Source organism: Pseudomonas sp. LLC-1, assembly GCF_002992185.1.
In the GTDB taxonomy this organism is placed as follows: Bacteria; Pseudomonadota; Gammaproteobacteria; order Pseudomonadales; family Pseudomonadaceae; genus Aquipseudomonas; species Aquipseudomonas monteilii.
Genome location: NZ_LUVY01000009.1, coordinates 79,058 through 105,433, shown reverse-complemented (window position 1 = coordinate 105,433; position 26,376 = coordinate 79,058). Strand labels below are relative to the sequence as shown.

Annotated in this window: 16 protein-coding genes; 12 read left to right on the top strand and 4 right to left on the bottom strand. The window is 64.8% G+C overall.

The genetic code is table 11. The features are described 5' to 3' along the window. Positions 1 to 23: 23 nt before the first annotated feature. A complete protein-coding gene (locus tag A0O30_RS08485) occupies positions 24 to 12,977 on the bottom strand; it encodes a non-ribosomal peptide synthetase (protein WP_105946171.1) in 12,954 nt (4,317 codons plus the stop codon). A 375-nt stretch (positions 12,978 to 13,352) separates the two neighbouring features. Between A0O30_RS08485 and A0O30_RS08480 the strand changes: the two genes are divergently transcribed. Beyond that, positions 13,353 to 13,883, top strand: coding sequence for an RNA polymerase factor sigma-70 (locus tag A0O30_RS08480; RefSeq protein WP_033699331.1), 531 nt, complete (start codon positions 13,353 to 13,355; stop codon positions 13,881 to 13,883). 146 nt (positions 13,884 to 14,029) lie between these two features. Here A0O30_RS08480 and A0O30_RS08475 read toward each other — a convergent pair whose 3' ends face one another. Together A0O30_RS08475 and A0O30_RS08470 are read right to left on the bottom strand one after the other, a co-directional pair. Then, on the bottom strand, positions 14,030 to 15,043 hold the full coding sequence (locus A0O30_RS08475; protein ID WP_105946170.1) for a GNAT family N-acetyltransferase: 1,014 nt from the start codon (positions 15,041 to 15,043) through the stop codon (positions 14,030 to 14,032). 63 nt (positions 15,044 to 15,106) lie between these two features. Then, a complete protein-coding gene (locus tag A0O30_RS08470) occupies positions 15,107 to 15,907 on the bottom strand; it encodes an ABC transporter substrate-binding protein (RefSeq protein ID WP_105946169.1) in 801 nt (266 codons plus the stop codon). A gap of 171 nt (positions 15,908 to 16,078) precedes the next feature. Between A0O30_RS08470 and A0O30_RS08465 the strand changes: the two genes are divergently transcribed. Then, positions 16,079 to 16,630 (top strand): exonuclease domain-containing protein, encoded by a 552-nt coding sequence (locus A0O30_RS08465; protein WP_060501198.1) that lies wholly within the window; start codon positions 16,079 to 16,081, stop codon positions 16,628 to 16,630. 73 nt (positions 16,631 to 16,703) lie between these two features. Next, positions 16,704 to 16,988 (top strand): pyrimidine/purine nucleoside phosphorylase, encoded by a 285-nt coding sequence (locus A0O30_RS08460; protein WP_003259920.1) that lies wholly within the window; start codon positions 16,704 to 16,706, stop codon positions 16,986 to 16,988. A gap of 51 nt (positions 16,989 to 17,039) precedes the next feature. Here A0O30_RS08460 and A0O30_RS08455 read toward each other — a convergent pair whose 3' ends face one another. Then, on the bottom strand, positions 17,040 to 17,732 hold the full coding sequence (locus A0O30_RS08455) for an alpha/beta family hydrolase (RefSeq protein ID WP_105946168.1): 693 nt from the start codon (positions 17,730 to 17,732) through the stop codon (positions 17,040 to 17,042). A 50-nt stretch (positions 17,733 to 17,782) separates the two neighbouring features. Here A0O30_RS08455 and ccoN (A0O30_RS08450) point away from each other — a divergent pair, with 50 nt between their 5' ends. From ccoN (A0O30_RS08450) to ccoG, 9 genes are all read left to right on the top strand, one after another. Next, positions 17,783 to 19,207, top strand: a complete 1,425-nt coding sequence (gene ccoN / locus A0O30_RS08450) for a cytochrome-c oxidase, cbb3-type subunit I (protein ID WP_016488335.1) — start codon at positions 17,783 to 17,785, stop codon at positions 19,205 to 19,207. A 13-nt stretch (positions 19,208 to 19,220) separates the two neighbouring features. After that, entirely contained in the window at positions 19,221 to 19,829 is a 609-nt protein-coding gene (gene ccoO, locus A0O30_RS08445) for a cytochrome-c oxidase, cbb3-type subunit II (RefSeq protein WP_060501205.1), read from the top strand. 5 nt (positions 19,830 to 19,834) lie between these two features. Continuing rightward, the gene (locus tag A0O30_RS08440) at positions 19,835 to 20,029 is read left to right on the top strand and encodes a cbb3-type cytochrome c oxidase subunit 3 (RefSeq protein WP_016711696.1); all 195 of its coding nucleotides are present in this window, start codon (positions 19,835 to 19,837) and stop codon (positions 20,027 to 20,029) included. Continuing rightward, the gene (gene ccoP / locus A0O30_RS08435; protein WP_105946167.1) at positions 20,026 to 20,967 is read left to right on the top strand and encodes a cytochrome-c oxidase, cbb3-type subunit III; all 942 of its coding nucleotides are present in this window, start codon (positions 20,026 to 20,028) and stop codon (positions 20,965 to 20,967) included. Before A0O30_RS08440 ends, ccoP (A0O30_RS08435) begins: the two co-directional genes overlap by 4 nt. Before the next feature lie 458 nt (positions 20,968 to 21,425). Next, a complete protein-coding gene (gene ccoN, locus A0O30_RS08425) occupies positions 21,426 to 22,868 on the top strand; it encodes a cytochrome-c oxidase, cbb3-type subunit I (RefSeq protein ID WP_003254284.1) in 1,443 nt (480 codons plus the stop codon). Further along, on the top strand, positions 22,868 to 23,476 hold the full coding sequence (gene ccoO, locus A0O30_RS08420; RefSeq protein ID WP_016488340.1) for a cytochrome-c oxidase, cbb3-type subunit II: 609 nt from the start codon (positions 22,868 to 22,870) through the stop codon (positions 23,474 to 23,476). Before ccoN (A0O30_RS08425) ends, ccoO (A0O30_RS08420) begins: the two co-directional genes overlap by 1 nt. Before the next feature lie 5 nt (positions 23,477 to 23,481). Next, complete coding sequence (locus tag A0O30_RS08415; RefSeq protein WP_003254287.1) at positions 23,482 to 23,673, top strand: CcoQ/FixQ family Cbb3-type cytochrome c oxidase assembly chaperone; 192 nt, start codon at positions 23,482 to 23,484, stop codon at positions 23,671 to 23,673. Continuing rightward, positions 23,670 to 24,647, top strand: a complete 978-nt coding sequence (ccoP, locus tag A0O30_RS08410; protein WP_016711702.1) for a cytochrome-c oxidase, cbb3-type subunit III — start codon at positions 23,670 to 23,672, stop codon at positions 24,645 to 24,647. The genes A0O30_RS08415 and ccoP (A0O30_RS08410) overlap by 4 nt, the downstream gene beginning before the upstream one ends. 308 nt (positions 24,648 to 24,955) lie before the next feature. Further along, positions 24,956 to 26,371 carry a cytochrome c oxidase accessory protein CcoG gene (ccoG, locus tag A0O30_RS08400; RefSeq protein ID WP_105946165.1) on the top strand — a complete coding sequence of 472 codons (1,416 nt, stop codon included), beginning with the start codon at positions 24,956 to 24,958 and terminating at the stop codon, positions 26,369 to 26,371. Positions 26,372 to 26,376 lie beyond the last annotated feature (5 nt).

Sequence of the window (26,376 nt, the reverse complement as noted above, 5' to 3'; positions counted from 1 at the left end):
CCGGTGCAGGCTAGCCAATCACTTTAAAGCCCCTCAAGCTCCGCCATCAGGTCACTGAGCCGGTCGACCTTGTCGTCATCCAGCGCACTGCCCTGAAGCCCCTGCACATACTCGGCCAGCGCCTCCACGGTGCTGCACTCGAACATCGCCCGCAGCGGCACGTTCAACTGCAATTCTTTCTGCACCCGCGAGGCGATCTGCGTGGCCAGCAGCGAATGCCCGCCCAACTCGAAGAAGTTGTCGTGCACCCCCACCCGCTCGGCCTTGAGCACATCGGCCCAGATACCGGCCAACACTTCCTCCAGCTCGTTGCGCGGCGCCTGATAGGCCTGGCTGTGCTGGCCGCCGATGTCGATGGCAGGCAACGCCTTGCGGTCGAGCTTGCCATTGGCGTTGTGCGGCAGGTGGTCGAACCAGCCCCAGTGCAGCGGCACCATGTATTCCGGCAACTCGGCACGCAGGCGTTGCTTCACCTGCTCCAGCAACCCGGCGTCAGCGGCGATACCCTGGTGTGCCACGAGATAACCGACCAGGTGCTTGCCATTGACGCCTTCCTGCACGCCCACCGCAGCGTCGAGGATTTCCGCCTGTTCGTGCAGGCGCGCTTCGATCTCGCCCAGCTCGATGCGGTAACCGCGGATCTTCACCTGGTGGTCAATGCGCCCGACGTATTCCAGCACACCGTCCGGGCGCTGCCGCGCCAGATCGCCGGTGCGGTACAGGCGCTCGCCCGGCGCTCCGTAAGGATGAGGAATGAACGCCAAGGCCGTGCGCACCGGGTCGCCGACATAGCCACGGCCCACGCCAGTCCCTGCAACACACAGCTCGCCCACCGCACCCAGCGGCACCAGCGCCTGATCTTCGCCGAACAGGTACAGGCGGTTGTTGTCGGTCGGCGTGCCGATGGGCAGGTAGCTGCCTTGGGTCGACGCAGCATCGACACGGAAGAACGCCACGTCATCGGAGCATTCTGCCGGCCCGTAGGCATTGACCAGGCCGATGTGCGGGTAGCGTTGCAGCCACTGCGCCGCCAGCTCCGGTGGCATGGCTTCGCCGGTCGGCAGCATCCAGCGCAGGCCGTCGAGGGCCTGGTGATCGTTGGCCAGCATGCCTTGAATGAGCGATGGCACGCTTTCCAGCACGGTGATGCCGGTCGTCTGCACATGTGCCAGCAGGCCCTGCGGGTCATGGGCGATGGCGTTCGGCACAATCTCCACCTTGGCCCCGAACAATGGTGCAGCCAGGAACTGCCACACCGAAATGTCGAAGCTCTGCGAGGCAGTCTGGGCGATCACGTCCTGTTCGCTCAGCGCCAGATACGGTACCTTGCTCAGCTGGTTGTTGAGCATCCCGCGCTGCTCCACCACCACCCCTTTTGGCAGGCCGGTGGAGCCTGAGGTGTAGATCACATAGGCCAGGTTGTCCGGGCCACTGTGGATGCCAGGGTTATGGCTGGCAACCGGGCTTGCCTGGATGTCTTCCCACACCAGCAACCGTGGCCGTACCGCAGCCTCCAGTTCGCCCAGCAGTTGCCGACCTTGCTCGGCACAGGCCGCGCTGCACACCAGCACCGGGGTACGGCTGAGCTGGATGATGCTTTGCAGACGCGCCGCCGGCAGGCCCGGGTCCAGTGGCAGGTAGCCGGCACCGGCCTTGAAGCTGCCGACGATCATGCCCAGCAACGGCAGACCGCGCTCGGCCAGCAGTGCCACCGGCTGATCCACCTGCACACCAGCCTCGATCAGGGCGTGGCCCAGGCGGTTGGCCGCCAGGTTCAGCCCGGCGTAGTCGTACGACGCCTCCAGGCAGCGGGCCACGGTACGTTCCGGGTGCGCGGCCACCTGCGCTTCGAACAGCGCAATGTAACTGTGCTCCAACGGGTAGTCGCGGTCGGTGCGGTTGCAGTCTTCCAGCAGGAAGCGCTGTTCTTCTGCACCCAGCAGCGGCAGTTCACTTACCTCACCCTCGAAGCCTTGCACCAGCGCCAGCAGCAGGCGCTTGAACTCGGCCAGCAAGCGCTCGACGGTCGGGAAGTCGAAGTAGCGCTGGTCGAACGACAGGTGCAGGCCAAGGTCGTCGCCCGGGTAGCACACTGCCGTCAGCGGGAAGTTGGTGTGGGTACGGCCCGAATCGGAACTGGCATTCAGGTGCTGGGCATGATCGAGCACGGCGGTTTCCACCGGGGCGTTCTCGAACACGAACAGGCTGTCGAACAGCGGCTGGCCTTTGGGCAGCTCGCTGCACTCCTGAATCGCCACCAGCGGCAGGTATTCGTACTCGCGCAGCTCCATGTTGCTTTGCAGCAGGCCTTGCAGCCACTGGCGCACACTGCGGCGCTCACCGGCTACCGGCAACTGCACGCGCAAGGCAACGCTGTTGATGAACAGGCCGACGGTGCGCTGCATCTGCGGCATGCTCACCGGGCGCCCGGCCACGGTCACGCCAAAGGCCACATCGCGGTCGCCGCTGTAACGCGCCAGCACCAAGGCCCAGGCCGCCTGGGCGAAGGTGTTGACGGTGAGCTGGTGGGCCTGGGCCAGTTCGCGCAGGCGCACGCCATCACTGACTTCAAGGCGGGTGTAGCAATCACCCACCACCATGCCGCTGCCGGCGTGGTCATGGCGCAGCGGGCGGTCACTCGGGATGGCAGTGGCGCGCTCGAAACCGGCGAGGTTGGCCTGCCACCAGGCGCGTGCATCGTCCAGGCCCTGGCGTTGCAGCCAGCCGATGTAGTCGCGGTAGCGCGGCGGCACCGGCAGTTTGGCCTGACGGCCTTCGCCAAGGGCCTGGTACACCTCGAAGAAGTCGTTCATCAACAGCGAGCGGCACCAGGCATCGATCAGGATGTGGTGGTTGCTCATCATGAACCAGTAGCGCTCGTCGGCCACGCGCACCAGGCGCAAGTGGAACGGCGCCTCGCTGAGCAGGGCGAACCCGGCCTCACGCTCCTGCTTGTGCAGGGCTTGCAGGCGCTGTTCCTGGGCATCGTCCGCGAGGCCGCGCCAGTCCTGATAGTCCACCGCCAGGTTGCCCGGCTTGTGAATGATCTGCAGCATCGCCTCGCCACTGTTCCAGCTGAACGATGCGCGCAACGCTTCATGGCGCGCCACCACGGCCTGCCAGGCCTGGGCGAAACGCTCGGGGTCCAGGGCGCTGTTGATGCGGTAGCGGTCCTGCATGTAGTACAGGCCCGTGCCCGGCTCCAGCAGGGTGTGCAGCAGCATGCCTTCCTGCATCGGCGTCAGCGGGTAGACGTCTTCGATCTGTGCAGCCGGTACAGGCAGCGCGTCGATCTGCTCCTGAGTCAGATGCGCCAGCGGGAAGTCCGACGGGGTGAAGCTGCCGTTGCCATCGGCCAGGCAGTGGGCGACCAGCGCCAGCAGTTCCTGGCGGTAGGCTTCGGCCAAGGCAGCGATGGTGTGCTCGTCGTAGCGTTCGGCACTGAACGTCCAGCGCAGTTGCAAGGCACCGCCATACACTTGGCCATCGACGCTCAGCCAGTTGGGCAGCGGTGCGTCGAGGTCATGCGCCAAGCCGGCCGGGGCTTCCAGCGGCTGGAACAGCGCCGCGCTGTCGAACTGCTGGTCGAACTGGCCCAGGTAGTTGAAGGTAATGCGCGCCTGCGGCAAGGCCGCCATCTGCTCGCGCCCTTGCGGGTCGGCCAGGTAGCGCAGCACGCCGTAGCCCAAGCCTTTGTGCGGCACTTGGCGCAGTTGTTCCTTGATGCGTTTGATCGAGCCGGCCCGCGCCGCGTCGTCCTCGCCTGGCTGTGGGCGCAGGCTGAGCGGATACGCGTTGGTAAACCAGCCGACGCTGCGGGTCAGGTCCATGTCTTCGAACAGCCCGTCACGGCCATGGCCTTCAAGCTGCACCAGCACTTCCTCATCGCCGCTCCAGCGGCACAAGGCTCGCGCCAGCGCCGTCAGCAGCAGGTCGTTGACCTGGGTGTGGTAGGCCGCCGGGGCCTGTTGCAGCAGTTGCCGGGTCTGCTCCACATCCAGCCCGATGGCCAGGGTGTGGGCGTGGCGGTGCAGGTTGCCACCTTGCGGGTGATCGCACGGCAACTCGCGGCGCACGCCACCCAGCTGGCCTTGCCACCAGCCCAGCTCGTCGCGCAGAGAATCGCTGCCCGCGTAGCTGGCCAGGCGCGCGGCCCAGTCGCCCATGGCGTGGGTCTTGGCCGGCAGCGGCTGGCCACGGTACAACGTCTGCAGGTCTTCCAGCAGTACCCGCCAGGACACGCCATCGACCACCAGGTGATGAATCGCCAGCAACAGACGCTGACTGCCCTGCCCGTCACACACCAGCAAGGCACGCAGCAGCGGCCCCTGTTGCAGGTCGAGGCTGCGCTGCAAGTCGGTGTACAGCGCCTGGCAATCGGCGAAGTCGGCGACGGTGGCTGTCCACAGCAGTTGCTCGGCGGCTGGCTGGGCGTACTCGGCCTGCCAACGGCCACGGGCCTCGCTGAAGCGCAGGCGCAAGCTGTCGTGGTGCTGGACCAGTGCGGCCAAGGCCTGCGCCAGCGCAGCCTCATCCAGCGGCTGACGCGCTTCCAGCAACACCGCCTGGTTCCAGTGCTGCGGCTGCGGCACCTCGCTGTCGAAGAACCAGTGCTGGATCGGCGTCAGGCCGGCCTGGCCCTGGCGCTCGCCCTGTTCGATGGTGCTGGCAGCTTCGCTGCGCTGAACCACCGCTGCCAAGGTCTGGATGGTCTGGTGCTGGAACAGGTCGCGCGGGGTGAATTGCAAGCCGGCCTGACGGGCCCGGCTGACCACCTGAATCGACAGGATCGAGTCGCCGCCCAGTTCGAAGAAGTTGTCTTGCACGCCAACCTGGGCAACATTGAGCACATCGCGCCAGATCTGCGCGAGTTGCGCCTCCACTTCGTTGCCGGGGGCTTGGTATTGCTGGCGGGCCTGCTCCAGATCGGGCAGCGGCAAGGCACGGCGGTCGAGCTTGCCGTTACCCATCAGCGGCAGGCTTTCTAGCAGCACCAGGTGCGCAGGCACCATGTAGTCCGGCAGGTGCTGGCGGGCATCAGCCTTTACTGCTTCGCGCAACAGGCTTTGCGCCTCGCTACCGGCAGCGGCCTGCTTGCACACCAGGTAACCCACCAGCTGCTTGCCACCGGGCAGGTCGAGGGCCAGCACCACAGCCTCTTCGACGTCGGCATGCGCCTGCAGGCGGCTTTCGATTTCGCCCAACTCGATGCGGAAGCCGCGAATCTTCACCTGCTGGTCGGCACGGCCGACGTATTCCACCAGGCCATCCGTGCCCAGGCGCACCAGGTCGCCGGTGCGGTACAGGCGCCCGCCTTCAGTGCTGAACGGGTCGGCAACGAAGCGCTCGGCGCTGAGGCCCGGGCGGTCGTGGTAGCCCTGGGCCAGGCCGGCACCGCCAACATACAGTTCGCCAATGCCGCCCTGTGGCAGCAAGGCCAGATCTTCGTCAAGGATGTAGGCGGTGCGGCTACCGATGACGCGTCCGATCGGCACGCTGCCCAGCTCTGCCGGCAGCGTTTCTGGCGCCAGGCAGGCCAACGGCATGACCACGGTTTCGGTCGGGCCATAAGCGTTGAAGAACTGCTGCGGCGCAAAGGCCTGGCGAATACGCTGCAGGTGCTCGCCAGTCAGTGCTTCGCCACCGGTAATCACCAGGCGCACCGGCAGTTGTTCGCCTTGCCCGCCCAGGTACTGGGCCAACTGGCTGCCATAGCTGGGGGTGAAGCCCAGAATGCTTACCTGCTGATCACGTACCAGCTGGCAGATCTCTTCGGCACCCCACTGCCCCTGGGCGCGCAGCACCACGCGGGCACCGCACAGCAGCGGCACCCACAGGCGCTCGCTGGCCGCGTCGAAGTTGATCGAATAGAAATGCAGCTCGCAGTCATCGCTGCGCATGCCGAATGCGGCGATCACCGCCTGGCAATGCATGGCGAATTCGCCGTGGCTGACCACCACGCCCTTGGGCTTGCCGGTGGAGCCGGAGGTGTAGATCAGGTAGGCCTGGTGCTGCGGCAGGCTGAGGTTGTCCAGCGGTGCATCGCTGTAGGCCGACAGGCTGCTGGCATCGTCTTCCAGGCTCCAGCGGGCCATGCCTTCGGGCAGCTCGCCCAGGGTTTGCAGCAGCTCGCGCTGGCTGATCAGCAAGCCAATGCGGCTGTCCTCGATCATGTAGCGCAGGCGGTCGAGCGGGTACTCTGGGTCCAGCGGCACATAGGCGCCCCCCGCCTTGAGGATGGCCAGCAGGCCGACGACCATTTCCAGCGAGCGTTCCAGCGCCAGGCCCACGCGTACCTGCGGACCAACACCTCGCTCACGCAAGGCGCGGGCCAGGCGGTTGGCCTGCTGGTCGAGTTCGGCGTAGGTCATGTGCTGGCCGGCGAAGGTCAGCGCACCTGCCTGCGGCGTGCGGGCCGCCTGGGCGGCGAACAGGCCATGCAGCGTGTGGTCAAGGTCGAAGTCCTGCTCACCCTGCAACTGGCCCACCAACACCTGCTGCTCGGCGCTGCTCAGCATCGGCAGCTCGCACAGGCGCTGTTGCGGGTTGTCCAGCAGACCGACCAGCAGTTGTTGCCAGTGCTCGGCCATCCGCGCGATGCGTGGCTCTTCGAACAGGTCGCGGCTGTAGGTCAGGCAGCAGCCCAGGCGGCCGTCGAGGTCGGTCACTTCCAGGTACAGGTCGAACTTGGTGGCGCTGGCGTCGTTGACCAGGTAATCCACCTGCATGCCGGCCAGCGTGCGGCTTTGCTGGAAGGCCCAGCGCTGCACGTTGCACATCACCTGGAACAGCGGGTTGTAGGCACTGCTGCGCGGCGGCTGCAAGGCTTCGACCAACTGGTCGAACGGCAGGTCCTGGTGCGACTGGCCTTCGATGGCGGCCTGGCGCATCTGCTCCAGCAGGTCGCTGGCGGTCATCTGGCCGTCCAGCTCGCAACGCAGCACCTGGGTGTTGAGGAAGGCGCCAATCAGGCCTTCGCTTTCCGGGCGAATACGGTTGGCCACCGGCGCGCCGATGCGCAGGTCTCGCTGGCCACTGTAGCGGTGCAGCAAGGCGGCCAGGGTGGCGGTCATGGTCATGAACAGGGTCAGGCCGCGCTGGCTGTTGAAGGCATGTACGCGAGCGACCAGTGCCGGGTCGAGCTCGAAGCGGTACAGCTCGCCACGGTGGCTCTGCACGGCCGGGCGCGGGCGGTCGGCGGGCAATGCCAGCACCGGGTGTTCGTCGCCCAGGCGGGCCTTCCAGTAATCCAGCTGGCGGGCACCCTCGCCGCTTTCCAGCCACTGCCGTTGCCACACGCTGTAGTCCAGGTATTGCACCGGCAGCGGCGCCAGCGGCGATTCGCGGTCATCGACAAAGGCCTCGTACAGCTCGCCCAGTTCGCGGGCGAAGATGTCCATGGCCCAGCCTTCGGTGACGATGTGGTGCAGGGTCAGCACGAAGAAGTGCTCACGCTCCTCGGCCTTGACCAGGCAGGCGCGCAGCAGCGGGCCACGCTCCAGGTCGAACGGCTGATGCGCCTGGTCGTCGGCCAGTTGTTGCAGGCGTTGCTGGCGGGCATCGGCGGGCAAGGTGCTGAAGTCTTGCCAGTCCAGCTGCAGGCCGCTGTCTTCGGCCACGCACTGGTACGGCACACCGTCGATGCTGGGGAAGGTGGTGCGCAGGGTTTCGTGGCGCACGATCAGCGCCTGCAGTGCACGCTCGAAGGCGTCTACATGCAGGGTGCCGCGCAGGCGCGCCATGCCGCCGACGTTGTAGGCCGGGCTGTCCGGCTCCATTTGCCAGAGGAACCACATGCGCTGCTGCGAATACGACAACGGAACAGCCTGGCGGCGGTCGACACTGGCGATTTCGCCTTGCAGGTTGCGCTCGCCGGCAGCGCGGATGCGTGCGATCTCGGCACAGAACGCGCCCAGCTCGCTGGCTTCGAACAAGGCCTTGAGCGGCAGTTCGACGTCACAAGCCTGGCGGCTGCGCGAGACGATCTGGGTGGCCAGCAGCGAATGCCCGCCCAGGGCGAAAAAGTCGTCCTGCAGGCCGACACGCGGCAGGTTCAGCACCTCACGCCAAATGGCAGCGACCTGCTGTTGCAGCTCGGTTTTTGGCTCGACGTGTTCGCGTTGCTGCCACACCGGGGCCGGCAGCGCCTTGCGGTCGACTTTGCCGCTGGGGCCCAGTGGCATCTGTGCCAGCGGGATGAGTTGCGCCGGCACCATATAGGCGGGCAGTTGTTCAGCCAGCACCGCCAGCAACCCGGCGGGTGGGGCACTGCCGCTGTAGTAGCCAACCAGTTGCGCGCCGACGGCATCCTTGTGAATCAGTACCAGTGCCTGATCGACACCGGCCTGGGCCAGCAGGCAGGCCTGTACTTCCTCAGGCTCGACACGGAAGCCGCGCACCTTCACCTGCTGGTCGAGGCGACCGAGGTACTCCAGGGCCTCAAGCTGAACCTGCCAGCGGGCGCGGTCGCCGCTGCGGTACAGGCGTTCGCCATTGCCGTCGGCCTGGGGCACGAAGCGTTCGGCGGTAAGGCCGGGGCGGCCCAGATAGCCACGGGCCAGGCCTGCGCCACCGAGGTACAGCTCGCCCGGTACGCCGGGGGCCGTCAGTTCCAGCTCATCGTCCAGCACGCGGCACAGCACATTGCCCAACGGGCGGCCGATGGGCGAGCGCTCGCCATCCGCCACCTGGCAGTGCCAGTGGGTGACGTTGATGGCGGTTTCGGTCGGGCCATAGCGGTTGTGCAGTTGCACCTGCGGCAGCACTTGCAGCACACGGTCGCGCAAGGCGGCAGACAGCGCTTCGCCGCCCGAGAACACGCGGCGCAGGCTGTTGCAGGCGGCCACCTGCGGCTCCTGGACGAACACTTGCAACAGCGGCGGCACGAAGTGCAGCGTGGTCACACCATGGGCCTGTACCAGCGCAGCGATGCGCTGCGGGTCGCGGTGCTCGCCGGGGCTGGCCAGTACCAGCTTGCAACCGGTGACCAGCGGCCAGAAGCATTCCCATACCGATACATCGAAGCTGATCGGCGCCTTCTGCATCAGCACGTCGCTGTCATTCAGCGCATAGGTGACCTGCATCCACTGCAAGCGTTCGGCCAGTGCCGCATGGGTGTTGCCCACGCCTTTGGGCTGGCCGGTGGAGCCGGAGGTGTAGATCACGTAGGCCAGGTTGTCGCCGTGCAGGTGCAGGCCTGGCGCGTGGCTCGGCCAGCTGTCCAGGTGCAACTGGTCGAGGGCGATGGCGCTGACGCCGTCGACCTGCGGCAGCTTGCCCAGCAGGCTGCTGTGGCTCAGCAACAGGCCGGCGTTGCAGTCGGTGAGCATGTAGGCCAGGCGTTCGGCCGGGTAATCGACATCCAGCGGCACGTAGGCGCCGCCAGCCTTGAGGATGGCCAGCAGGCCAACCAGCAACTGCGGCGAACGCTCGATGGCAATCGCTACGCAGGTGTCAGGGCCGACGCCTTTATCACGCAGGTAATGGGCCAGGCGGTTGGCCTGCTGGTGCAGTTCGGCGTAGTCGAGGCTGCCGCCGTCCCAGGCCAGCGCTGTGCGCTGCGGGGTCTGGCGGGCCTGTTCGTTAAGCTGCTCGACCAGCAGCCGTTGCGGCGCAGCAGCCGGCGCCTGGCCCCAGCCCAGCAGTTGCGCTCGGCCAGCCTCGTCCAGCAATTGCACCTCGCCCAAGGCCCGCTGTGGCGCGGCACTCACTTGCTCCAGCAGCGCCAGCAAGTGATGGGCCAGGCGTTTGACGGTGCTGGCTTCGAACAGCTCGGCGGCATAGTCGAAGGCCAGGCTCAGGCGGCCCTGGTGGTCTTCTTCACTGTGCAGCTGCAAATCGAACTTGGCTTCGCGGCTGTGCCACGGCAGCTCCTCGGCCAGCAGGCCCGGCAGGCGGCGCAAGGCCGACAGGTCGCGCTGCTGGTGGTTGAACATGACCTGGAACAGGCCCTGCTCGCGTGCGTCGGGCAGGGCTTCGACCAGCTGTTCGAACGGCAAGTCCTGGTTGGCCTGGGCATCCAGGGTGGATTGGCGCACCTGGGCCAGCAACTGCGTGAACGGCAGGCGGCCATCGAGCTGTGCGCGCAGCACCTGGGTGTTGATGAAGAAGCCGACCAGGCCTTGGGTTTCCAGGCGCGGGCGGTTGGCGTTGGGCACGCCGACGCGGATGTCGGCCTGGCCGCTGTAGCGGTGCAGCAGCGCCTGCCAGCCGGTCAGCAGGACCATGAACAGGCTGGCCTGCTGTTCGCGGGCCAGGCCTTTGAGTGCTTCGGTGAGCTTGGCCGGCACCTTCAGATTGAAACGTGAAGCACTGTGCTCGCGCTGGCTGGCGCGGGGGTGGTCGGTGCACAGGTCAAGCGCCGGCAGGTCATCGCCCAACTGTGCCTTCCAGTGCTGCAATTGGCGTTCGGCTTCACCGTCGGCCAGCCATTGCCGCTGCCAGGTGCCATAGTCGGCGTAACCCAGGGTCAGCGGCGCCAGGTTGGCCTCCAGGCCTTGGCAGCGGGCGGCGTACAGCTTGGCGAATTCATCCAGCAGGATGTTCAGCGACCAGCCGTCGGCGACGATGTGGTGCAAGGTCACCCACAGCTGGTGGTCTTCGTCGTCCAGGCGGGCCAGGGTCACACGCAGCAGCGGGCCCTGGGTCAGGTCGAACGGCTGGCGGGCTTCGGCTTCACGCTGGGCGCAGACCTGCTCGGCGGCCTGGCCTTCGAGGTCCAGGCGGCGCAGGCTGAACGGCTGTTGCGCCAGGATGCGCTGTAGGGCCTGGCCGTCTTCTTCACTGAAGACGGTGCGCAGGGATTCGTGGCGCGCCACCAGCGCCTGGAAGGCAGCCTCCAGCGCGCTTTCGTCCAGCTCGCCACGCAGCTGCAGGCCGGCCGGAATGTTGTAGGCTGCCGATTGTGGCTCCAACTGCCACATCAGCCACAAGCGGTTTTGCGCCAGCGACTGGGGCAAGGCCTGGCCGCGCTCCAGCGTTGCGATAGTGGCGGTTTCGGCGGCGCCCTGCGCGATGATCGACGCCACAGCGCTACTGTAATCGGCCAGCACCGGTGCTTCGAACAGGGTGCGCAGGCTCAGGTTGATACCCAGCTCATCGGCCAGTCGGGCGGTGGCCTGGGTGGCGGCGATGGAGTTGCCGCCCAGTAGCAGGAAGTGGTCGTCCGCCGCAATCGCCTCGACCTTGAGGATGTCGCGCCACACCGCTGCGATGCGTGCCTGCAGTTCATCGGCCGCACCCGCGCCCGTAACGGCTTCGCTCACATCCGGGAAGCGGGCATAGCAGTCCAGGCTGCCATCTCCCATGCGCAGGCGGCAGGCCGAGCGCTGCAGCTTGCCACTGGAGGTCTTGGGCAGCGCGCCGGGGTTCAGTAGCAGGACCACGGCCGGGGCCTGGCGGCAGGCATCGGCGATTACCTGGCGCAGGGTCTTGATCAGGTCTTGAGGCTTGATTGCCTTTTGCACGTTGCGGCTGATCTCCACCGCCACGCCGATGCCCTCCTCGCCCTGATGCTCGACGGCGAACACGGCCACCCGGCCTTTGCGCAGTACTTCGACTTCACGCTCGAGGGTTTTCTCCAGGTCCTGCGGGTAGAGGTTCTGCCCACGCACGATCAGCATGTCTTTCAGGCGCCCGGTGACGAACACCTCGCCCTCGCGCATGAAGCCCAGGTCGCCGGTGCGCAGCCAGGTCTGGCCGTCCATTTCAACGAAGGTGCGGGCGCTGGCTTCGGGGTTGCGCCAGTAACCCAAGGCGATGCTTGGGCCACCCGCCCAGATTTCACCCACCTGGTTGTCGCCCAGTACCTGCAGCTGCTGCGGCTCGACGATGCGCACGGCATGCCCGGGTTGCGGGTAGCCGCAGCTCATCAGCACGCTGCCCTGGCCCGGCTGGGCACGGTTGGCGGCGAAGGCTTCGGCGTCCAGCTCCAGCGCGGCGATACCCTGGCCGCGGCGGCTGCCACTGACGAACAGGGTGGCTTCGGCCAGGCCGTAGCTGGCGAAGAAACTGGACGATTCGAAACCGCAGGCCTGGAACTTGTCGGCGAAGGTGGCCAGGCTGTCCTGGCGGATCGGTTCGGAGCCGGAATAGGCCACGCGCCAACGGCTGAGGTCGAGCCCGGCCAACGAGGCCTCGCTGACCCGCTCGCTGCACAGGCGGTAGGCAAAGTCGGGGCCGCCGCTGATGGTGCCGCCGTACTCGCTGATGGCCTGCAACCAGCGCAGTGGCCGGGCCAGGAAGTAACCCGGCGACATCAGCACACAGGGCACTCCGCTGAAGATGGGCTGCAACAGGCCGCCGATCAGGCCCATGTCGTGGTACAGCGGCAACCAGCTGACGATCACGTCGTCGGGGTTGAGGTCGATGCCGAAGCCTTGGCGAATCAACTGCTCGTTGGCCACCAGGTTGCCATGGCTGACTTGCACGCCCTTGGGCAGTGCGGTGGAGCCGGAGGTGTACTGCAGGAAGGCGATGTCATCGCCTTTCAGCGCGGGCTCGCGCCAGTTCGCGGCCAACGCCGGGTCCAGACTGTCCACTGCCAGCAGCTCAGGGCCGTTGTCCGCTGCCAGGGCTTCCAGGCCCTGCAGGGTGCCGTGCAGTGCCGCCACGGTCAGCAACAGGCGCGGCTCGGCGTCATCGATGATCGACAGCAAACGCTCCTGGTGGTGCTGGCGCGCGGACTCCGGCGGATACGCTGGTACCGCGATCACGCCGGCATACAGGCAGCCGAAGAACGCTGCCACGTAATCCGGGCCGCTGGGGAACAACAGCACCGCACGGTCGCCGAAGCCGGCACGGGCCTGCAAGGCGGCGGCGATGGTGCGGGCGCGCTGGTCGAGGTCCCGATAGCTGAGCACGGCCTGCTCGCCGGGGGCGTCGGCCAGAAAGCGCAAGGCGACCTTGTCCGGGGTCTGGGCGGCGCGTTGCGCCAGGGCCTGGACCAGCGAGAGCGGGAGTTCGAAGGCGTCCGTCATGGGGTGTTCCTGCCAGTGTCTGGTTGGGGCGGGCCGGCTGCGGCGCGAACGTGGGCGGGCAGCGAATGGCGACCAAGGATGTACACAGGGGAACGGATGGGCAGGGGCAGAAATTAACGGGTCATGTCTTGAGAGGTGTGGCGCCTGGGAGATCGAGCGCCGCCCGCGCGGCGCATCGCCGGCAAGCCGGCTCCCACATTTGTTTCGGGCCAGTTATTCCTGGGACAGAGACGCGCGCCCTTAGAACTGAAAGATACAGATACTAATTACGTTTCGTATTTGACAATCATTATCATTCTGAATAGCTTGTCGCACGTCGTAGGAAGCTTCCCAGCCTTGGGTGCCTCCTTTCCCCTCTGTGACAAGGTGATTTCCATGGCGGAACAACTATCCACAAGTAAGTGCGATTCACCATTACTGCAGGCCTTCGTCGACAACCGCAGCATCCTGGTCAAGATCGCTGCGCGCATTACCGGCTGCCGCTCGCGCGCCGAAGATGTGGTGCAGGACGCCTTCTTCCGGCTCAGCGCCGCCCCGCAGATCACATCGTCGTTCAAGGCGCAGCTCAGCTACCTGTTCCAGATCGTGCGCAACCTGGCGATCGACCATTACCGCAAGCAGGCGATGGAGCTGAAATACTCCGGCAGCGAGGAGGAAGGCCTGAATGTGGTCATCCAGAACGCCTCGCCCGAAGCCACGCACATCAACCTCGCTGCGCTGGACGACATTGCCGAGGCACTGAACGAACTGCCGCAGCGCACCCGCTACGCCTTCGAGATGTACCGCCTGCACGGCGTGCCGCAGAAAGACATCGCCAAGGAGCTGGGCGTGTCGCCGACACTGGTCAACTTCATGATCCGTGATGCACTGGTGCATTGCCGCAAGACGGCCAACCGGCAGGTCTGAGTCTTCAGGATCGCGCCCATTGGGGCTGCTACGCAGCCCATCGCCGGCAAGCCAGCTCCCACCTCGACCGCATCAACCTCAAGCAATGCGCTACCCCTGTGGGAGCTGGCTTGCCGGCGATGGGCCGCAAAGCGGCCCCATGGCCCTCAAGCCAACTTACATCTGTCGAAAAACCGCTCCCGCCCCAGAATCATCAACGCCGCCCGCTTGTGCGGGAAGTCGAACTCCTTGTCGCAATGGAAGCACTGGTCCTGCATGTAGCCGATCATCTTGCCGTTGTCGGCGCGGGGCTCGGCCACCACCCGCTGGGTACGCGGGTCATCCAGGAACAGGTAGTGCACCAGCGCCGACAGCCAGCTGGCGACCTTGTGTGGCCCGCGATGGCTCTCTTCCCCTACCAGCATGTGGATGCCACGGTCGTAGTCATCGGCCGGGTAGAACGGTGCAATGCGGTCTTCCTTGGCCCAGTACGCCTCGAAGTAGGCAAACGGCTCATCATCAAAGCAGCCGATCAGCGTCAGGGTGTGCGGGTCGGCTTCGAGTTTGTCCAGGTACTCGCGGTGCTGCGCCAGCGTACCGCCCTCCTGCCAGAACGCCTCTACCCGTGGGTTGTTCTGCCAGCGGTTGAAACGCTCCAGGTCGTGCTCGATCTCCAGGGTGCGCAACGACACCCAGCTTCCCAGGCGCGCATCGAAGCGCCGGTACACCTCACCACGCGGCTTGGGTGCGCGGCGCGGGTGGCGCTTGCCGTTGCTGATCTGCATCTGCTGCGGGTACACCGCCGCCACCGACTCCCCCAGCCAAGGCTGTGGCAACTGCCAGAACAACGCCCGCTCGCACAGGTATTGGCCAGGCTGCTCGCCCACCCGCAGCAAACCACAGGCCAGCGCCTGAGGCTGTGGCTCGGGCAAGTGCCAGACCAGGCGCTGGCAGGCCGTGTCGCGAGACAGCAACCAGTAGCAGGCAGCCCACAAGGCCTGGTACGGGCGCTCGGGGCAAAGACGGTCCAGGTGAACATGCAAGGCGGCACCGGCCTCCAGGCGCACCTGGATCAGCGGTCGGCCTTCAAGGGTAAGGCTCAGCCTGCCGCCCCCCTCCTCGGCACTGAGGTGGCGCCAGCGTGGCGGTGACGGGGGCTGCGAAGCGGCATCGAACGGCATGGGCTTGACTCACGAAAATGAAGAAAAGGCTCACTGCTGAGAACGTTGCCGTGGCGCGTGAATTTAGTCTTTCGGGGCCGAGACGGTGATACGGTAAGGCTCGAAGATCCGGGCCAGCTCACCGCTGTCACGCAGGTCTCGCAGCAGGCCGGCGAACGACTGCTCGCCGATAGGCGCCCCCGGGCGCAGCAAGGCGTAGTGGTGATACACCTGGTCAATGCGCTGCGAAGGCACCAGCTGCGCCTTGCTGGCCGGGTTGCGCGCCATGAAGTCACTGAGGTAGGAGCGTGTGACCAGGGCGATGTCGGCGCGGCCGGCCTGCACCATCAGCAGGTTGCTGTCATGGGAGTAGGTCAGGGTCGCGTTGTACGCCTTGCGCAGGTAGTCCGGGTCGGGGTTGAAGCGGGCGAACGCGTAATGGTAGCCGTTGAACAAGGCCAGGCGTTTGCCGCGCAGGTCGTCGAAGTAATGCGGGTCACGGCCATTGGCCTGGCGGGCGACGAACACTTCGGCATCTTCCAGGCCCATGTCCACGGTCTGGTGGGCAATCTGCTCCCAGCCCCATTGCGGGTTCTCGAAAATGGCCATGTCGGTGCGGCCCTGCTGGAAGTCTCCAAAACGCCGCTGGATGGACGTGGGCACCAGGACAAAGTGGTAGCCCTGTTGCAAGCGGTTGAGCGCGTCGACCAATTGCGGCAGCAGGCCGGTGTCGGCCCCCTGTTCGGGGCGCACCGTGTAAGGCGGGAAGTGCGCAGCGCCGATCTTCACCTCGACGGCATCTGCGGCCCATGCCGGCACCGCCAGCCAGTACACGGCCAGCAGCATCAGGGAGGACAGGGCCTTGAGGCCGGGCGCTGGAGTCAAGACGGACACTCATCACGGTTCATGCCTGGGTCCGTCTAAGCTAGGCGTTTTCCCTTGGCGGCACAACTGCCGGTTCCCAGTCTTTGTGCCAAAGCAGGCGGCAAAATGCCATAGGGTGCCGTATGCCCCGACATTGGCTACGCTCTAGCAGGATCTGCAAGGGAGCCTGGTATGGGCCATTGGTTGGTGATCGACCTGGAAGCCACCACCGACGATGGTGGGTGGCCGGTCACAGAGATGGAAATCATTGAAATCGGCGCAAGCCTGGTCACCCGCGAAGGCCGCGAGGTTGACCACTTCCAGCGTTTTGTGCGGCCACGGCGGCGTCCGCAGCTTACCCCGTTCTGCCGTGAGCTGACGCACATCAGCCAGGCCAGCGTGGACGGCGCCGCACCGTTTCACGAGGTGTGGGCAAGCTTCGAGCGCTGGCTCGGGCACCACCGTGGGCAGCTTCAGGCCTGGGTCAGCTGGGGCGACTACGACCGCCAGCAACTGCACCAGGAATGGCAGCAGCACGGGCTCGACAGCCTGCTGCGCACCCTGCCGCACATCAACCTCAAACAGCGCTTTGCCAAAGCCCGCCACCTGCAACGCCCCACCGGTTTGAACGGGGCCTTGCAACTGGCTGGCATGCACTTTTGCGGGCAGCAGCACAGGGCGCTGGAAGACGCGCGCAATACGGCGCGGTTGCTGCCGCTGACGCTCCCCGCCAATGGCCCCTGAAAGCAGATGACGGAGGCAGTGGGCTTGGGCATACTGGCCAGCCCTTTTTCATCACCCTGTTCAGGAGTCGCCCATGTTCCAGGTCAACGAGTACTTCAACGGCACCGTCAAGTCGATCGCATTCGCGGGCGAAGAAGGCCCGGCCACTGTCGGCGTGATGGCCCCGGGCGAATACGAGTTCGGTACCGCCAAACGCGAGATCATGCATGTGGTGTCGGGTGCGCTGACCGTGAAGCTGCCAGGCAGCGACAACTGGGAAACCTTCAAGGCGGGCGACAAGTTCAATGTACCGGCTGACAGCAAGTTCCAGCTGCAGGTGAAAGTGGATACCGCTTACCTGTGCGAGTACCGCGACTAAGCGGTAGCCCGTTCCGGCCTCTTCGCGGGCTCGCCCGCGAAGAATCCAGCACTAACTCTTCAGGAATGCCGCAACCTTTTCAGCCGCCGCCTGCAAATGCTGCTCATGGCTGAACCCCGAAGCCTTCAACGGCTTCAGGTCATGGTCCCCCGCCACTAGCCAGCTCACCTCGATCGCCGGCGACAACGCATACCCTGCCACCGCTTCACGGTTACCTAGCGCATCGCGCTCGCCCTGCACGATCAACGTCGGTGTTTTCAACCCGGCCAGGTGCTCCACGCGCGGCTTCTCAGGTTTACCCACCGCGTAAAAGGGATAGCCCAGGCACACCAGCGCATCCGCACCCAGTTCGTCGGCCAGCAGGCTGGCCATGCGCCCGCCCATGGACTTGCCACCCACCGCCAACCTGCCCGCGACCAAAGGTCGCACCTGCCGGTACACCTCGCGCCAGCATTCCAGTAGCACCTTCTGCGGGTTTGGCGGCCGCTTGCCGCCGGTAACCCTGCGCTCGGCCATGTACGGGAACTCGAAGCGCACGACCGCCACCCCAAGCACCGCAAGCCTTTGCGCCATTTCGTCCATGAACCCGCTGTCCATCGGCGCACCTGCGCCGTGGGCCAGGATCAGGCAGCCCTTGTAGCCATCCTTACCCTGAGCCTGTGGAGGATCGCAGCGCAAGCCTGGGACATTTCCGACCTTCGCCCATTGATCCCCGTCAATACCGGCACTTTGCCCATTAATCATGCTTGCCTCGCTGTAAAGCCTGCCAAATAACCGTGGATGGGAACCCATACATGAACACAACCAGCAGTACCGCCTATAACTACAAGGTGGTCCGCCAATTCGCCATCATGACGGTGGTGTGGGGAATCGTCGGGATGGGGCTCGGCGTCTTCATCGCCGCCCAGCTCGCCTGGCCTTCCCTCAACTTCGACCTCCCCTGGACCAGCTTCGGCCGCCTGCGCCCCCTGCATACCAATGCGGTGATCTTCGCTTTCGGCGGCTGCGCGCTGTTCGCCACCTCCTATTATTCGGTGCAACGCACCTGCCAGACCACCCTGTTCGCACCGGGCCTGGCCGCGTTCACCTTCTGGGGCTGGCAACTGGTGATCCTGCTGGCGGCCATCAGCCTGCCGCTGGGCTACACCAGCTCCAAGGAATACGCCGAACTGGAATGGCCGATCGACATCCTGATCACCATCGTCTGGGTGGCCTACGCCATCGTGTTCTTCGGCACGCTGATGAAGCGCAACACCAAGCACATCTACGTGGGTAACTGGTTCTTCGGGGCCTTCATCCTGACCGTGGCGCTGCTGCACATCGTCAACAACCTGGAACTGCCGGTCAGCCTGACCAAGTCGTATTCGGTGTACGCCGGCGCCACCGACGCCATGGTGCAGTGGTGGTACGGCCACAACGCGGTAGGCTTCTTCCTGACTGCGGGCTTCCTGGGGATGATGTACTACTACGTGCCCAAGCAGGCCGAACGCCCGGTGTATTCCTATCGCCTGTCGATCGTGCACTTCTGGGCACTGATCACCCTGTACATCTGGGCCGGCCCGCACCACCTGCACTACACCGCGCTGCCCGACTGGGCGCAATCGCTGGGCATGGTGATGTCGCTGATCCTGCTGGCACCGAGCTGGGGCGGCATGATCAACGGCATGATGACCCTGTCGGGCGCCTGGCACAAACTGCGCAGCGACCCGATCCTGCGCTTCCTGGTGGTGTCCCTGGCGTTCTACGGCATGTCCACCTTCGAAGGCCCGATGATGGCCATCAAGACGGTCAACGCCCTGTCCCACTACACCGACTGGACCATCGGCCACGTGCACGCTGGCGCCCTCGGCTGGGTAGCCATGATCTCCATCGGTGCGCTGTACCACACCATCCCGAAAGTGTTCGGCAAAGAGCGCATGTACAGCCTCGGCCTGATCAACGCGCACTTCTGGCTGGCCACCATCGGTACCGTGCTGTACATCGCCTCGATGTGGGTCAACGGCATCGCCCAGGGCCTGATGTGGCGCGCGGTCAACAGCGACGGCACGCTCACCTACTCGTTCGTGGAAACCCTGGTGGCCAGCCACCCAGGCTTTGTCGTGCGCTTCGTTGGCGGCGCGATCTTCCTCAGCGGCATGTTCCTGATGGCCTGGAACACCTGGCGCACCGTGCGTTCGCCAGCGCTTGACGTCGCCCCTGCGAACGCCCAGTTGGCTTGAGGAGAAACGCCTGATGAAACATGAAGTCATCGAGAAAAACGTCGGCCTGATGGCCCTGCTGATGGTGTTCGCCGTCAGCATCGGCGGCCTGACCCAGATCGTCCCGCTGTTCTTCCAGGACGTCACCAACAAGCCGGTGGAAGGCATGAAGCCCTACACCGCGCTGCAGCTGGAAGGCCGCGATATCTACATCCGCGAAGGCTGCGTGGGCTGCCACTCGCAGATGATCCGCCCGTTCCGCGCCGAAACCGAGCGCTACGGCCACTACTCGGTAGCCGGCGAAAGCGTATGGGACCACCCGTTCCTGTGGGGCTCCAAGCGCACCGGGCCAGACCTGGCCCGCGTGGGTGGCCGCTACTCGGACGACTGGCACCGCGCGCACCTGTACAACCCGCGCAACGTGGTACCGGAGTCGAAGATGCCGTCGTACCCGTGGCTGGTCGCCCAGCAGGTAGACAACAGCCACACCGACACCAAGATGCGCACCTTGCGCACCCTGGGCGTGCCGTACTCCGACGACGACATTGCCGGCGCCCGCGACGCGGTCAAGGGCAAGACCGAGATGGACGCGCTGGTCGCCTACCTGCAGGTGCTCGGCACCGCGATCAAGAACAAGAGGTGAGTGCGATGGAACTGGACATCGGCATGATCCGCGGCCTGGGCACCCTGGTGGTGATGATCGCCTTCATCGGCCTCTCGCTGTGGGTATTCAACCGCCGCCGCGACCGTGATTTCGCCGAAGCGCGCCTGCTGCCCTTCGTCGACGACCGCCTGCCCCCTGCCGGGCAGGAACCTGCTGCAAAAAGGAGTAACGGGCAATGACCACCTTCTGGAGTACGTACATCAGCGTACTGACCATCGGTAGCCTGATTGGCCTGACCTGGCTGCTGCTCGCCACCCGCAAGGGCGAGAGCAAGAACACCACCGACCAGACCATGGGCCATAGCTTCGACGGCATCGAGGAGTACGACAACCCGCTGCCCAAGTGGTGGTTCTGGCTGTTCGTCGGCACCTTGGTGTTCTCGGTCGGCTACCTGATCCTCTACCCGGGCCTGGGCAACTGGAAAGGCATCTTGCCGGGTTATGAAAATGGTTGGACCGGCGCCAACGAGTGGCAGAAGGAAATGGACAGGGCCGATGCCAAATTCGGCCCGATCTTCGCCAAGTACGCTGCCATGCCCGTGGAAGAAGTCGCCAAGGATCCGCAAGCGCTGAAAATGGGCGGCCGCCTGTTTGCCTCCAACTGCTCGGTGTGCCACGGCTCGGACGCCAAGGGTGCCTTCGGCTTCCCCAACCTCACCGACAAGGACTGGCGCTGGGGCGGTGAAGCGGAAACCATCAAGGCGTCGATCATGAACGGCCGCCATGGTGTGATGCCGGCCTGGGCCGAGGTGATCGGCGAGCAGGGTGTGGCCGATGTGGCCGCGTTCGTGCTGACCAGCATGGACGGCCGCACCCTGCCGGAAGGCGCCAAGGCCGACCCGGCCAAGGGCAAGGAGATCTTCGCCGGCAACTGCGTGGCCTGCCACGGACCGGAAGGCAAAGGCACTCCCGCCATGGGCGCGCCAGACCTGACCCACCCGCAGGCGTTCATCTATGGGTCGAGCTTTGCCCAATTGCAGCAGACCATTCGTTATGGTCGCCAAGGGCAGATGCCGGCGCAGGCCGAGATCCAGGGCAACGACAAGGTGCACCTGCTGGCGGCTTATGTGTATAGCCTGTCGCAGGATCAAGCCTCGCCAGACCTGACCGCCAAGTAAAACCCCTTCGCGGCGGTTCGGCGTCCCGACTCGCCCGCTCCCACAGGTTGATCGCAGATTTCAAGCATTGTGCTGAACCTGTGGGAGCGGGCAAGCCCGCGAAGGGCTGCATAGCAGCCCCTCTCCCCGCAACACCCCCTCCTTGCACCCCCTCCGAACAGAACTAAGCTTGTTGCCTCAGTGGGCTTCGCTCCGAAAGGACCGATGCAGACGCGGCGCATAGCCTGTCGCCGTCCCGATAAAAAGCCTGACCGATCGATCAGAAAAAGATGGAAAACGGTACACATTACAAATATTTATTTGTGTACAATCGTCCGGACCCGATCGCTGCGGGACATCAGCGAACGGGCTCGGACACGGGTCGGCGTACCAAAGTTGCGTTGCGGTAACCCTGATGGTTATCAATACTGGCGCCGATTTTTCGACCAACAAGAACATCAAAACCGTGGAACCTTAGCATGAGCACAGCAATCAGTCCGACTGCTTATAACTATAAGGTCGTCCGCCAGTTCGCCATCATGACGGTGGTCTGGGGGATCCTTGGCATGGGCCTCGGCGTCTTCATCGCCTCGCAGCTGGTATGGCCGCAACTGAACCTGGACCTGCCCTGGACCAGCTTCGGCCGCCTGCGCCCGCTGCACACCAACCTGGTGATCTTCGCCTTCGGGGGCTGTGCGCTGTTCGGCACCAGCTACTACGTGGTGCAGCGCACCTGCCAGACCCGGCTGATCTCCGACAGCATGGCGGCCTTCACCTTCTGGGGTTGGCAGGCGGTGATCGTCGGCGCGCTGATCACCCTGCCGATGGGCTATACCACCACCAAGGAGTACGCCGAGCTCGAATGGCCGCTGGCGATCCTGCTGGCCATCGTCTGGGTGACCTACGGGTTGGTGTTCTTCGGCACCATCGTCAAGCGCAAGACCAAGCACATCTATGTCGGCAACTGGTTCTACGGCGCCTTCATCGTGGTGACCGCGATGCTGCACATCGTCAACCACATCTCGCTGCCGGTGAGCCTGTTCAAGTCGTACTCGGCGTACTCCGGCGCCACCGACGCGATGATCCAGTGGTGGTACGGCCATAACGCCGTGGGCTTCTTCCTCACCACCGGTTTCCTGGGGATGATGTACTACTTCGTGCCCAAGCAGGCCGAGCGGCCGATCTACTCGTATCGCCTGTCGATCGTGCACTTCTGGGCGCTGATTACCCTGTACATCTGGGCCGGCCCGCACCACCTGCACTACACCGCCCTGCCTGACTGGGCACAGTCGCTGGGCATGGTGATGTCGATCATCCTGCTGGCGCCAAGCTGGGGCGGCATGATCAACGGCATGATGACCCTGTCGGGCGCCTGGCACAAACTGCGCACCGACCCGATCCTGCGCTTTTTGGTCGTTTCGCTGGCGTTCTACGGCATGTCCACCTTCGAAGGCCCGATGATGGCCATCAAGACCGTGAACTCGCTGTCGCACTACACCGACTGGACCATCGGCCACGTCCACGCCGGCGCCCTCGGCTGGGTAGCCATGATCTCGATTGGTGCCGTGTACCACATGATCCCGAAACTCTATGGCCGCGAGCAGATGCACAGCATCGGCCTGATCAACGCGCACTTCTGGCTCGCCACCATCGGTACCGTGCTGTACATCGCCTCGATGTGGGTCAACGGCATCACCCAAGGCCTGATGTGGCGCGCCATCAACGATGACGGCACACTCACCTACTCCTTCGTCGAAGCCCTGCAGGCCAGCCACCCTGGCTATATCGTCCGCGCCCTGGGCGGTGCGTTCTTCGCCAGCGGCATGCTGCTGATGGCCTACAACGTGTTCCGTACCGTACGTGCCGCCAACCCGGCACAGGCTGAGGAAGCCGCCAAGATCGTCGTTGTGGGAGCGCACTGATGAAGCATGAAGCCGTCGAGAAGAACATAGGCCTGCTGGCCTTCTTCATGGTCATCGCCGTGAGCGTCGGTGGCCTGACCCAGATCGTCCCGCTGTTTTTCCAGGACGTCACCAACAAACCCGTTGAAGGCATGAAGCCGCGCACCGCGCTGGAAGTGGAAGGCCGCGACATCTACATCCGCGAAGGCTGCGTGGGCTGCCACTCGCAGATGATCCGCCCGTTCCGCGCCGAAACCGAGCGCTACGGCCACTACTCGGTAGCCGGCGAAAGCGTGTGGGACCACCCGTTCCTGTGGGGCTCCAAGCGTACCGGGCCAGACCTGGCCCGCGTGGGTGGCCGCTACTCCGATGACTGGCACCGCGCGCACCTGTACAACCCGCGCAACGTGGTACCGGAGTCGAAGATGCCGTCCTACCCGTGGCTGGTCGAGAACAAGCTCGACGGCAAGGACACCGCGAAAAAACTGGAAGTGCTGCGCACACTCGGCACCCCGTACACCGACGCCGACATTGCCGGCGCGCGTGACGCGGTCAAGGGCAAGACCGAAATGGACGCCATCGTCGCGTACCTGCAGGGTCTTGGCACCATCATCAAAAGCAAACGGTGACGCTGATGGATATCGGGATGATTCGCGGCCTGGGCACCGTCGTGGTGATGGTGGCCTTCGTGGGCCTGGCGCTGTGGGTGTTCAACCCACGGCGTAAAAAGGACTTCGACGAAGCGACCCAACTGCCCTTCGCGGATGACCCCGAGGCCACCCGGCACGTCGAGCAAGCAAAAGCTTCTGGGAGCAAACAACAATGACAACCTTCTGGAGTCTGTACGTTACCGTCCTGACCCTGGGCACCATCTTCTCGTTGACCTGGCTGCTGCTGTCCACCCGCAAGGGGCAGCGCGAAGAAGTGACCGACGAAACCGTCGGGCATGCCTTCGACGGCATCGAGGAATACGACAACCCGCTGCCGAAATGGTGGTTCTGGCTATTCGTCGGCACCATCATCTTCGCCCTTGGCTACCTGGTGCTGTACCCGGGCCTGGGCAACTGGAAAGGCGTACTGCCGGGCTACTCGTACCTGGACAACGACAAGCAGACCGAGTTTTCCAACGGCCAGCCGGGCTGGACCGGCGTGCACGAATGGGAAAAGGAAATGGCCAAGGCCGACGCCCGCTTCGGGCCGATCTTCGCCAAATTCGCCGCCATGCCCATCGAGGACGTGGCCAAGGACCCGCAGGCGCTGAAAATGGGCGCGCGGCTGTTCGCCTCCAACTGCTCGGTGTGCCACGGTTCCGACGCCAAGGGTGCCTTCGGCTTCCCTAACCTCACCGACAACGACTGGCGCTGGGGCGGCGAGCCCGACACCATCAAGACCACCATCATGGGCGGCCGCCATGGCGTGATGCCGGCCTGGGCCGAGGTGATCGGTGATCAGGGCGTGGCCGACGTGGCGGCGTTCGTGGTCAGCAAGCTGGATGGCCGTACCCTGCCGGAAGGCGTCAAGGCCGATGCCGAGAACGGTCAGAAGATCTTCGCCGCCAACTGCGTGGCCTGCCACGGGCCGGAAGGCAAAGGCACACCGGCCATGGGTGCGCCGAACCTGACCCACCCGCAGGCGTTCATCTACGGGTCCAGCTTTGCCCAGCTGCAGCAGACCATCCGTTATGGTCGCCAGGGGCAGATGCCGGCGCAGGAACAGTTGCAGGGTAATGACAAGGTGCACTTGCTGGCGGCTTATGTGTACAGCCTGTCGCACCAGGCTGAACCGGCCAAGGCTGAGTAAGCAGGCCCGGCCCTATCGCCGGCAAGCCAGCTCCCACAAGTACAGCACAGGTCCAGAACCCTGTGGCGGACCTGTGGGAGCTGGCTTGCCGGCGATGAGGCCAGTAAATGCAACACCTGATGACCTGGATCAATTGACACCCGCCATAACACGATTCACACCGCAAACCCAACGCGACTAAAGGTCGCAGTGCGACCCCATACCGCCATCAGCGGCGTATCATGGGCCGTAGAGCGCTAGCAGATTGCGCGAGACTGCGGCCGGCACGCACTGGCCGCGGCGTTTCTCCACTGCCGTGGGACTTGATGATGAGCAAGCAAATTCCGGTACATGACGTCACCCCGCCTGCCAGCAAAGGGAAGGATTCCGTCGACCTCTACGCCTCCCGGGAAAAGATCTACACCCGCGCCTTCACCGGCCTGTTCCGCCGCCTGCGCATGGTCGGTGGTGCCGTGTTGTTCCTGCTGTACTTCGGCACCGTATGGCTGAACTGGGGTGGTCACCAGGCCGTGTGGTGGAACCTGCCCGAGCGCAAGTTCTACATTTTCGGCGCCACCATCTGGCCACAGGACTTCATCCTGCTGTCGGGCATCCTGATCGTCGCCGCCTTCGGCCTGTTCTTCATCACCGTGTTCGCCGGCCGGGTGTGGTGCGGCTACACCTGCCCGCAAAGCGTGTGGACATGGATTTTCATGTGGTGCGAGAAAGTCACCGAAGGCGACCGCAACCAACGCATGAAGCTCGACAAAGCCCCCATGAGCGGCAACAAGTTTCTGCGCAAATTCGCCAAGCACAGCCTGTGGCTGCTGATCGGCTTCGTTACCGGCATGACCTTTGTCGGCTATTTCTCGCCCATCCGCGAACTGGTCATCGAATTCTTCACCGGCCAGGCCGATGGCTGGGCCTACTTCTGGGTCGGGTTCTTTACCCTCGCCACCTACGGCAACGCCGGCTGGCTGCGCGAACAGGTGTGCGTTTACATGTGCCCCTACGCCCGCTTCCAGAGCGTGATGTTCGACAAGGACACGCTGATTGTTTCCTACGACCCGCGCCGTGGTGAAACCCGCGGCCCGCGTAAAAAGGATGCTGACTACAAGGCACAGGGGCTGGGCGACTGCATCGACTGCACCATGTGCGTCCAGGTCTGCCCTACCGGCATCGACATCCGTGACGGCCTGCAGATCGAGTGCATTGGCTGCGCCGCGTGCATCGACGCCTGTGACAGCATCATGGACAAGATGAACTACCCCAAAGGGCTCATCAGCTACACCACCGAACACAACCTGTCCGGGCAGAAGACCCACATGCTGCGCCCGCGCCTGATCGGCTATGCCGTGGTGCTGCTGGTGATGATCATCGGCCTGGCCACCGCCTTCGCCACTCGATCGTTGGTCGGCTTCGACGTCAGCAAAGACCGCGTGCTGTACCGCGAGAACGCCCAGGGCAGGATCGAGAACGTGTACAGCCTGAAGGTGATGAACAAGGACCAGCGCGACCACGTCTACGTACTGGACGCCGCCGGCCTGCCAGACCTCAAGCTTGAGGGCCAGCGCGAGATCCGCGTGGCTGCCGGTGATATCGTCAGCCTGCCGGTGCAGCTGTCGGTCGCCCCCGAGAAGCTGCCCTCGACCACCAACGAAATCACCTTCATCCTCAAAAGCGCCGACGACAGTGACGCCCAGGTTGAAGCCAAGAGCCGGTTCATCGGCCCACAGATCCGCTAAGAGAG